The sequence below is a fragment of the Methanoculleus methanifontis genome, from assembly GCF_030464365.1.
GTDB lineage: Archaea > Halobacteriota > Methanomicrobia > Methanomicrobiales > Methanoculleaceae > Methanoculleus > Methanoculleus methanifontis.
Map to the genome: position 1 here is coordinate 25790 of NZ_VCYI01000020.1, position 10237 is coordinate 36026.

At 48.3% G+C, this 10237-nt stretch carries 9 protein-coding genes; 2 read left to right on the forward strand and 7 right to left on the reverse strand.

What is annotated here, in order from left to right; genetic code table 11:
• Window positions 1-59: 59 nt before the first annotated feature.
• The 3 genes from FGW20_RS12455 to FGW20_RS12465 are packed head-to-tail and all read right to left on the reverse strand — an operon-like array spanning window position 60 to window position 5459.
• Window positions 60-1181, reverse strand: coding sequence for a type II toxin-antitoxin system HicA family toxin (locus FGW20_RS12455; protein WP_301678410.1), 1122 nt, complete (start codon window positions 1179-1181; stop codon window positions 60-62).
• 3 nt (window positions 1182-1184) lie between these two features.
• On the reverse strand, window positions 1185-1454 hold the full coding sequence (locus tag FGW20_RS12460; protein ID WP_301678411.1) for a hypothetical protein: 270 nt from the start codon (window positions 1452-1454) through the stop codon (window positions 1185-1187).
• 57 nt (window positions 1455-1511) lie between these two features.
• On the reverse strand, window positions 1512-5459 hold the full coding sequence (locus tag FGW20_RS12465) for a P-loop NTPase (protein ID WP_301678412.1): 3948 nt from the start codon (window positions 5457-5459) through the stop codon (window positions 1512-1514).
• 257 nt (window positions 5460-5716) lie between these two features.
• On the opposite strand from FGW20_RS12465, the gene FGW20_RS12470 reads away from it, so the two are divergent.
• On the forward strand, window positions 5717-6955 hold the full coding sequence (locus FGW20_RS12470; RefSeq protein WP_301678413.1) for a PIN domain-containing protein: 1239 nt from the start codon (window positions 5717-5719) through the stop codon (window positions 6953-6955).
• Window positions 6956-7482: 527 nt separating this feature from the next.
• A complete protein-coding gene (locus tag FGW20_RS12475; protein WP_301678414.1) occupies window positions 7483-7839 on the forward strand; it encodes an NAD-dependent epimerase/dehydratase family protein in 357 nt (118 codons plus the stop codon).
• Window positions 7840-8000: 161 nt separating this feature from the next.
• On the opposite strand, the gene FGW20_RS12480 is transcribed toward FGW20_RS12475, so the two are convergent.
• From FGW20_RS12480 to FGW20_RS12495, 4 genes are all read right to left on the reverse strand, one after another.
• On the reverse strand, window positions 8001-8516 hold the full coding sequence (locus tag FGW20_RS12480; protein WP_261598563.1) for a GNAT family N-acetyltransferase: 516 nt from the start codon (window positions 8514-8516) through the stop codon (window positions 8001-8003).
• Between the two features lie 4 nt (window positions 8517-8520).
• A complete protein-coding gene (locus FGW20_RS12485; protein ID WP_214076819.1) occupies window positions 8521-8667 on the reverse strand; it encodes a hypothetical protein in 147 nt (48 codons plus the stop codon).
• Window positions 8668-9184: 517 nt separating this feature from the next.
• Window positions 9185-9343: a hypothetical protein gene (locus tag FGW20_RS12490; protein WP_301678415.1), complete on the reverse strand. Its 159-nt coding sequence runs from the start codon at window positions 9341-9343 to the stop codon at window positions 9185-9187.
• 226 nt (window positions 9344-9569) lie between these two features.
• A partial coding sequence (locus tag FGW20_RS12495) for an IS256 family transposase (protein ID WP_301678416.1) occupies window positions 9570-10237 on the reverse strand: 668 nt, incomplete at its 5' end.

The window sequence follows — 10237 nt, forward strand, 5'->3', positions numbered from 1 at the left end:
TCAGGGTGAGGTGCATCGCCACTTTGTTCCACTATCTACCGGGGAGGAAAACCCCCCTATTACCTATCATTGTGGTTTATTCGAGATTTTGCCACCAGACAACCTGTGAACATGAGTTCAGTTCCGACATCCGGAATCCTAACATCGCCATCCTCCGAGAAATACGTAGAACAGAACCAGTTGTGGTAACAGGCCAACCAGAGATACTTTCGAAAGATCGCAGGATTGTCCTTAAACTCCGCCAACCGTTTCTTGATATGATCTCTATGCTGATGAAGTTCAGAGATCGCTGCGGGAAAGTAAGGTCCTTCAGATACAGGGAGTTTTTCACCATAGCGTTCCATCATGCCCATCATATCATCACTGAACCACCTGAGGACGTACAAATAGTTGATAAACCATGTGCCGTCAGGATCGATGACGACCATATCATTAAAGTGACAAAATGCCGGGGCACGATACCACTCTAGATATCTTAGGAGTTTTTCTTTAGCAGAACTCTCAAGGATGATCCGGGGAAAATAGGCGTTTTTTTCAATACCTTCCGCATCTGCGAGAGCTGGACTAAACACAGTCACCTCATCGCAGTAACATCTCTCTAAAACGATACCTCCCCGAACAAAATACCCTCTTATAGCCAGTTCTAACTGATACATCGCGATCTCATCGAGTGCCCGCCCAAAATCCGGTTCACCTTCAGTTTGATTCTCCAGTTCAGAGATAAACAATAAGTTATCGGTATATACGCGCACATGACAGATACGCCTCCAGTTGAACTTGTGCCTCCTCTCTGTCATTGATTTGATACTGGAAAATGCGGATCTCAGGGCACTATGATAGTGGTTAAGCACTTCATCGAACTTGGACTCGCTTTTTTTGGCCTCAGTGAGCAATGACTTAAATCCAAGGATATCCACATGGGCAATAACAGATTCTTTGCCGAAGACAGGTATGATTCCCTTTAATCCCTCAATAAAGACTTTCTCTGGGATCCCACCCTGACAAAGAGCAGACCGGAGGATGGCTCCATGGACTTTAGTTCTGTTGGGAATTGTGATCACTATACTGTCATCAGCATGTCTGAGGTGAATATAGCGATCACTTCTTTGCATCTCAGAATAATCAAATTCCCGCAATAGATCGATTACCGTCTGAAGAGGTAAGTCAGGAAGCCGCGACATCAGTTATCTCCCACATTGTTCCCGGAGTGCTCGATCAAAATCTCTCATCTGCTCTAAGATGCTTTTGACAGCACTGATATGCTCTCTGATCGCTTGCTTTAAATTTTCAACCGCCTCAGCCTCTGTAGAACCCACTTCTGTCATATGGGTAAGATAATCAACCGCGACAAAGCAATCGGCATCTCTCGATATCCAGATCAGATCATTGAACACACGATCGATTGCTTCGAAATCCGACAAACGATCCATGCTTTCCTCATTGTTCAGGGTCATAGTACACCTTTTTTAAGCAGGTTAAACAGTCTATGTTTCATCTGCACCCTCTCGATGCTACCTCTCCACAAGATCCTCTTCATATTCCATTTTTACACTCTGAATCTCAGCATCAACCCCTTGTAACGCCTCGCGAAGAACTGCCCGGAGGCTTCCCGGGGGTGCAAAGCTCAATAAACGGGAAATGGCCTCTTTTTTGCGCTCAAGTTCAGGTGAATGGCCGCCCATGAACGTGATTACATCATACCGGATGTATCCACCAAATAGTCTCCTGAGATCATCTCTTTTACCAGCGGCAATCGCATCACCCAGGATCTTGAGGATGGTTCCCTCGGTTCCGGGTTGGGAGAGGAGGACGGAGCAGAGGAACAGGGCGTCATTCACCTTACCTCCACCCAGCAGGTGCTCGGCATACTCTTCAAGGCATAACTTTCCTGACACCTGGTGTTTCAAAGATGCAATTGATCTCAATTGAACAGAGAGTTGCTCACGATATATGAGTCTCTCGTTCATAAGAGTGAACAGTTCATCAAGGATAGGCTCTAATTCAGCGCACTCTTTTACGTTCATCAAAAATGAAACCCCATTCAGAGGAAGTATCTGGTAATTACGTGCATTTCGCTTCCTCTCAGCCCTTTGGCGGATAAAATCCAGAATATCCTCTTTCTCGGTGAGAATGTAATTTATTAACGTCTGAACATGATGTTCAGGACCGTTCCCAAGCGAAGAAGTAGCGATTAGTTTCTCCTTGAAGCAACTTTTGATTGACTCTTTCTGATGGCTATCCAGACGGTCTTCATTCTCTTTCAGATCGTGTAATACATACGTAGCAATAAGATCAAGGAGTTTTTCATCCATCGTCTCGTAGTAGCTCAAGATATCCAGATAGGACGTTACGCAGATCTCGTAATTCTCAAGGCGGGAGGAAAACAACCATAGATTATAGAGAAGTGTCAGGTGGATCTCTCTTTCACCAGTATCGATCAGTTTGGTCAGCCAATCTCTGACTCTAGCCTCATCTGGAGGATACCTTGTCATGAGCCATATAAAGCGCTCTATTCTTCTGGAGTCTACGTGTTGAGAAGCAACCAGCACTTCACCCGCAAAGGAATCTAATTGTTCTGGATCATGAGTGCACAGCCCGAGATCAATGGCATTTTTGAATCCGATCGGCAGCTCGCTCCAGGTATGCTCCCGATCGCGCAATTCGAAGAATATGTCTGGATCCTTCGCGATCCAGGCAGACAATAGAGAGTCCAACAGGTGATAGTTGATATTTGCATGCTCCTGGTACGCCTGAAGGTCCTGGAGCAGGGTGATGACTGAACTAGCATCCGGGTATGTGGTAGAGAGGAAACTCAAGATAGGTTCACTAAATTCGGTAAATATATTCTCTGGAATTGCAAAACCAAGTTTCACGCCTGAACACCACTTACGCCTCTCCTCCTCGCCCGAAGGTATCGTCTCCGGGTTGAATGAGAGGAGCAGCGGTCTCGAGTAGAATAAAAATCCATAGATGATATACTCCATGGGACGCGGAAACGCCTTTAAAATTGACTCAGCATCTTCCGTACCTGAAACTTTGTACTCCCACCACCGGAAGAGGAGACTCTCGATATTGCATAATACCCCATAGTCAGTCTCACGCGGGATTAACTGCTCGAGTTCCGCTAAAATGATCCTCCGCTCCTCTGCAATCCTCTCTGAGAGTGAGAATTCTCCATCTCCAAACTTAGATCCGATCTTCCCGGAGGTCTCAACAGCCTTTCTTCTTACATGCACTGATTGATGGCAAAGCACCCTCTTTAGTATCGAGATTGCGTGTTCCCGGGTTTCAAGGACAGCAGGAGTGGCTGGAAGTGGTCGTACATCCCTGGTTATCGTGTAAGGCGATGATAGGTAACTTATCTCATGGTCTGCTCTCAGTGCCTCTGAGAGGGCCTTCCCAAGCGCAACGATGGAAAATTCGTTCTCCGCGTCAAGCCTACTCTCTAGTAGAGTCAATGTTTCACGTATCTTATCAAGTGTATTGTAAAAAGGAGAGACGGTCTCAGTGACCATGGATTCCACCATATAATTAGAGTACTGTCCACTAGGGACATTTTTATAGATGTGCTCAAGGAGATCGAATATCTCTTCCCGTGAGAACCCAGCATGGATCAGACGAATCACTACAGTTCCGTAGGTATCCTGAGTCGGAGACAGGATAGCATCATCTTCGTCTCCGGGAGGGGGAGTGTCGATATAGGTGTACATGAGGTCGATCGACTCTTCAGGAACCTGATAGCAGAACTTGGAGAGAGCCTCCAGACACTCTGTCCGGTGATAGCCCGAGAGATCTTTCGACTCTGCAATGGCTTTACGGATCCACGAGGCGAAGTAATCCTTAATGACATCTTCTTCACAGAACCCTGAAGCCGCCTCAAGATTTGTAAGAATTTTGTCATTAAAACGTGGTTCCCAAGACTCTATCCACTCGCTCAACGCGTCAAAGTTACGGATCTGATCAATGTAGTGCGCAAGGTAGAGATCGCCCTTCATATCCGGATTGAACCTTATCGAGTAACCAACCTCCCTGAGGACGCCATTTTTTACCATCTGATCGATCTGGGCCTGTATTGTCTCTTCAGTAAGACCAAATTTCCCCTTTAGCAGCGAGAGGACAGCCCTATCGTTTCGCCTAAAAGGCCCTATCAGCGCAAGACCCGCCAGAAGTTCACCAACTCTTCCTTTATCGAATTCCGGTATGAGCGATCGGGTGGTCTCAAACTCCAGATCATCAGCGAATTTTCGCCGCAGTCTTTCAACTGTAATCCCTGGGTCTCCGTTGATGATATTTCCAGCCCAGACGATGAGATAGGGATTCGGGAGCATCGAAACAATCAGTCCCTCCTTATTATGGTGTCTGCCACCGAGAACAAACCGTAACAGTTCTCTGAGGTCATCCTCGCTCCTATTTCCGATCCTAATCTCTTCAGTCAGATCTTGGCAAAACTGTTCGTTAAGAACGGTCTGGATGCCTCGTAGGCCCGCAGTTCGTGTTGTGAGGATTATCTTCACGTTCGAAGACTGATATTTTACATACGCAAAGAGTGGAGCGAACTCCTTATGCCATCTGTCTGCATCGTCAAATAGCAGGAGATATCGTCTGTCGCCATCCAACTCGCCCGGGAGGGCACTCTCCAGGTTCGGGTAACCTGGTGTTACTGAGAGTATGATATACTCTGGATGCCTTTCTTCGAGATCGAACGCGATCTGACGGAGCAGGTGTGATTTTCCAGACCCGCCCGGAGCATGGAGAACAAGGATTTTATTGTGGTTGTCAGCCAAGAACTCCTTTACTATATTCAGGTAGTACCCAGTCTGCTTTAACCGGGGTCCTGTATCCAGGGGCATTAAATGCTGTTCAACGCGACTGAAATATTCCTGCCACCGGATGAATTTCTGAATTTGACCGCCTGTAGAGCGCTCAGCGGATCGCTGGAGTTCCTCTATCCCCACTTTGATCTCCCTGTGCTCCTCCTTTTCCTCCTTGCGCTGCAATACACGGAGACGTTCAATCGAGACAGGATTTCCTTCTCTTGCTTTTACAGAGAGAAAAGATTTGAATGCTGATTTCAGCACATTAAACAACCAACGGGCAAATTCAGGATTTCGAACTTCAGAATCCGGAATATAGCCTTCAAACGCTGCAACAAACTTTTCTTTAAGTTCAGACAGGCTCTTATCATTCTCTTCGAAGACTTGCTCTAGAATGAGTGGCACTATATCAGAAGGAAAGAACTTAGCTAGGACCGCAAGATTGGGAACAGGTTCTGGAGGTGTTTCAGAGCGTACCTTCTTGTCAACGAATTCCGCAAAGTCGGAGGATCTCATCCAGTCGCTGATGTCTTTCTCACGAAACGCATTCGCACCGAATTTTTTAGCCCATTCTATCAGTGCCGCAGCTATGAGGCTACCCATTATCCCCTCAATCATCCATGCCCACCATGAATGATCTATCATTATTAGAGCAGTATGAAATACGTTCGTACTCAGAATAGTCGCCCAGCAAAGGTCTGGAACGATTTAGTGTCATGCAACTCAAGCAAGAACGAACTCATAGAGTGAAAAGTACTGGATGAGAGCGTTAAATCTAGACAGGCATTTCTCAAATCATTCCTGGCAATTACGTCCATATGGTCGAAGGATAAAGAGAATTAAATGGATAAATTGAAGTGTTCCAAACTCTACTCAAAGGTTAAGCAAGGGATTGTATCGGTATGACAAAAATATTCATAGATACTAATATATTTCTAGGACTTTATGAATCAAATGAAGACACAATTGAGATTTTTAAAGATATTGAAAAAGTTAAAGATAAATCGGTCTTTCCACGTCAAGTATACGATGAGTTTCTTCGGAATCGAGATCAGAAATTACGCAGGCTAAAATCCAATATAAAAACAAACTACAAAATTGAGATACATCCAACGTCATTGGTCCGATCTTCTACAGAATATAATCAACTTGAAAAGATCAAAGAGGATTGCATTAAAATAAAAAAATCTCTAATTCAGAAAATTGAGGAAATGATCGTTGATAGTTCAAAAGACCCTATTTTCAGCCAATTCATTCAGTTGTATAATAGCGCAAGTGTCATGAAAATCGAGAGAAGTGATGCTTTAATTCAAAAGGCGTTTTTCAGGAAACTAACTGGGAATCCACCAATAAGTTCAAAAAAAGATTCACTCGGGGATGGAATCATTTGGGAGTCACTGTTGGAACATGTTACAGACGACTTGATCCTAATTTCTCGGGATGGGGATTTTAAAGATTATTCAACATTCCTTATTGATGAATATCGAAGCAAGACAGAAAAATCTCTATTTATTGTTGAAACTCTATCTGAGGCCTTGAAATCTGTTGGGGAGGAGCCTTCAGACAAATTGGTTCAATTTGAAGAAGAACAAAAAAAGCGAATCCTATATGTGGCTACCGATTTGAGCGATACTCTTGAAGGATTAAACAGTTTAGCTAGAGCAATAGATAGGTCGCATATTGCAGGCTTAAGTAGCCTAGCCGAAGAAGTAAATAAGTCATATGTGGCAAGCCTAGGTAGCATAGATGAAGCAACTGAGAGATGGAACAGTTTAGCCAGAGCAATAGATTGGTCACATTTTGCAGGCTTAAGTAGCCTAGCCGAAGAAGTAAATAAGTCATATGTGGCAAGCCTAGGTAGCGTAGCTGAAACAGCTGCGAGATGGAACAGTCTAGCCAGAGCAATGGATATATCACCTTTTATGAGGCAGAGTGACATGGTTGAGAGACTACTGGATAGCCCATCTAGGAATTTAAACTACCTGTCCACAGGGTATGATTCTGAGACTAGCGAATGGCTTGAAGGAGACGTAAACGAAAATCAAGAAGAGAGTGCTCCAGACGAATCTTCTCAGAAAAAAGACTACACCACCGAAGAAACTCAAGTTGAAACTAAGGCGGATAAAGATATAGAACAATAGACTTCCAGAGTTCCGGTGGAGCTTAACCTCGTCGACATTCTTTGAATCTCCGATTCCAGCGATAGTGTTGACGAGGGTTTATCCTCATCGTCGCATCTGCAAAATAAAGTAGTAAAGTCAATCTTGATTGGATGTAGTTTTTGGAGCCAGTCCTCGGGCGTTAAACTCTAAAATTGCTGATTATATCGTGCGAAGTTGTTCAATAGCATACTGTTCCGGCGACATACCATTAAATATTCCTCAGAGGTACCCGATCCTAACGAGTGACGCTATTGACGCTTTGGGAAAATTTCAGACCAGAAATCGGGATCCGCGGGAAGGATTCGAAACGTTATGCAATCAGTTGTTTGAACGCTGGTGCATGCGCGAGTACCGCGATACGGTCCACCAAATCCATATTGTCAACGGAGCCGGGGGAGATGGGGGTGTCGAAGCATACGCAATAAGTGAGAGCACCTATCGGGAGGGGTTTCTAACACCTCTAGCATTCAGAAACCCCTAAACGGCCCCACCGCCATAATCTCTTCATGCGCTACATCGTCACCGGCGGGGCCGGCTTCATCGGCTCGAACCTTGCCGACACCCTGGCACAAAATCACGACGTCGTCATCATCGACAACCTCGCCACCGGGCGGCGGGAAAACATCGAGCACCTCCTCGATCATCCCCGGGTGAACTTCATCGAGGGGAGTATCACCGACCTCGACTTTTTGATGGAGGTCCTCCCCGGCGCGGATGGCATTCTGGCCGGCCCCCCCGGTGCCCCGGTCGGTGTAGGATCCTGCCTCGAACGAGGCGAACGTGACCGGAACACTCAATGTACTCGTCGCGGCGAAAGGTTGCAGGATGCTGGCCGTGGTTGCGGCATTCTCGGTCTACGGTGATACCCCCTGTCCGAGACCGTGGGACGTTCGGGTTTACCACAAGCGGGAAGTTTGATGGGACCTTCACGCCGTCGGTTTCTTCCCGACGCCAACCGGATCGCCTGCATCGCCTTCTCCAGGTCATCCGCAAGAGGGGCCCGGAGTCCGGCAGCATGCTCACACTATCGGTATTCCATCTCCAGCAATTTGTGATAATCCATATACATATGGACCGGATCGGTGGATCTTCTGGTTGCTCGTTTGAACCCGAATTTCTCGTAAAATCCCACAGATTCCTGTTTTGAATCCACAGTGATGATCCTGCACCCGACATATTTTGATATATTCATCGTGAGCGCCAGAACCTCACCGAGCATCAGAAACCCGATACCGATTCGTTGATATTTTGAGGAGGTTGCCAGCCGGGCGATCTTTAGAGCGGGGTATTTTCGGTAAGGGTACCCTCGTCTCCCATCCTCCGTGGCTACCTGCTTGACATCAATGCAGTCGGTGACGAGGGTGAAAAACCCAACCAGTTCAGAGTCGATATACGCAAGATGGGTTACCGACAGCCGCTCTTCCTGATACTCCCTTGAATCCTCGATCAAGAACTCATCCAGATCGGCATGACCACACCTGAAGGCTGATACATCCAGGTCACTGGAAAGCGGTAAAAAATGGAGTTCCGGGAGAGGCATATCCTCACAGACGCTGATGTTGCGCTCTGTGCGCCGCAAACCGGATCAGTTTCCGCGCGTCGTCGGTATAGGTGGGCCTCTCCATGTACTCATGGAAACGCCGGGCATCTTCGCCCTCAAGGGTAAGCCCAAGTTCGATTGGTTTCGCCATTGTCACTCCACCTCTGGATACGATATAATAATCGTGGCTACCACAAATAGGTTTCGTCAGGTTCCCGGGTTACCTTTCTCCGAGCTTTCCGGCTCCACTCATCACCCCGGATGCAGGGGATCTGTGCATTGGTGGATCTCCTTACCCAGGTTGTGCAGAGACCATAGCACTGCCGGCGAGCGTTCCCTCTCCGGTTCTGCCGAACCATTCGCCGTTTGACCGTGGATGACATCGTCCCCACCGGGTGTCGTACGTCGCACCTGATGGTGCTCCCGCTCCGGCGGACCATCGCGTCTCCACCCTCAATCCGGTAGCGCCCGGCCTCGACGGAGATCCTGAGCGGTCCATCCATGCCGTGGCTGAAGGTACCCACCTCCCGGGTCATGGCCGCCCCCGCTCGATGCCGGCCGTATACTGGTGGTTCCAGGTCCCCGGTGGACATGGATCTCGCGAACGGTTCTCCCATACCGCCGGATCCCATCCGACTTTGAGCCACTCCGGCGAGGCATCTTCCGTTCTACCGGATCACCTCATCCCGCCCGTTCCACCCCCGGACGAGCCTTGCGTACCACGGATCACAGGGGTCTCCAACGAGCGGTAGAGCCCTCGCCGCAGACATGCCGGGTTCGACCTTCGTCCGGTGGTCGAGGGCTCCGGGCAGAGACTCTTGCAACATGGGCCCACGCTTTGTACCTGTTTTCAGCACGTTGCAGCCGGCGATGCCACTCAAAGGGTGGCGTTGGGGCGTTCGATCCTGATTTCCACCCCGCGGAGGTGGTATCGTGAGATCTCTTCCGGCATTCTGGCTTTCGCGCACACCCGCACACCCACTCACCCCGGCGCCGGTACCGGTAACGTCTCAGATTTTCTGTAATTTGCCTGAGCCCTGTCTCCTTGCCTGATCATTCCTTCTGCATGGTCAAATACCTTCTTCCGGTGACCCACTCCTCGTTGATGTCCATCAGGATGGATCCGACCAGCCGGAGGAGGGATTCCTCGTTCGGGAACGCTCCTACGACCTTGGTCCTTCGTTTGAGTTCCTTATTGACCCGTTCCATCATGTTCGTTGTTCGGATCCGCTTTCCGTGCTGTTTTGGGAATGCCGTGTAACTCATGAGCCCGGGGAGGAATCGTTCGATGGTGTTTGCGGCTTTTCGGTATCCCCGGGCATTCAGGTCATCAGCGAGATCCTGGAGTCTCTGCTCATTCCCATAGGCCTCCTTCAGCCCCTCTACAACCTCCTTCTGGTGTTTCCGGGGAATATTCCTCAAGACGGCTCGGGTACAATGAACCTGACACATCTGCCAGGATGCACCGAGGAAGGCGGCTTCAGCCGCCTTCTGGATGCCGGTATGCCCATCCGAGATGACCAGTTGAACCCCGGCAAGTCCTCGTTCTTTGAGGTCCTCGAAGAGTCCCGACCAGAATTCTTCATTCTCACAGTCGGTGACTCTCGCGCCCAAGATCTCCCGGTAACCATCCTCGCGCACTCCGGCGACCACCAGGACCGCCTTGGTGACGTACCGTGCTCCGTCCCGGATTTTGTAGTAGGAAGCATCCACGAAGAGAT

What these genes read in the sequence shown, in the direction of transcription:
- FGW20_RS12460 (WP_301678411.1), bottom strand. Translation starts at nt 1,454, where the DNA reads ATGACCCTGAACAATGAGGAAAGCATGGATCGTTTGTCGGATTTCGAA.
- FGW20_RS12455 (WP_301678410.1), bottom strand. Translation starts at nt 1,181, where the DNA reads ATGTCGCGGCTTCCTGACTTACCTCTTCAGACGGTAATCGATCTATTG.
- FGW20_RS12470 (WP_301678413.1), top strand. Translation starts at nt 5,717, where the DNA reads ATGACAAAAATATTCATAGATACTAATATATTTCTAGGACTTTATGAA.
- FGW20_RS12465 (WP_301678412.1), bottom strand. Translation starts at nt 5,459, where the DNA reads ATGATAGATCATTCATGGTGGGCATGGATGATTGAGGGGATAATGGGT.
- FGW20_RS12485 (WP_214076819.1), bottom strand. Translation starts at nt 8,667, where the DNA reads ATGGCGAAACCAATCGAACTTGGGCTTACCCTTGAGGGCGAAGATGCC.
- FGW20_RS12475 (WP_301678414.1), top strand. Translation starts at nt 7,483, where the DNA reads ATGCGCTACATCGTCACCGGCGGGGCCGGCTTCATCGGCTCGAACCTT.
- FGW20_RS12490 (WP_301678415.1), bottom strand. Translation starts at nt 9,343, where the DNA reads ATGTTGCAAGAGTCTCTGCCCGGAGCCCTCGACCACCGGACGAAGGTC.
- FGW20_RS12480 (WP_261598563.1), bottom strand. Translation starts at nt 8,516, where the DNA reads ATGCCTCTCCCGGAACTCCATTTTTTACCGCTTTCCAGTGACCTGGAT.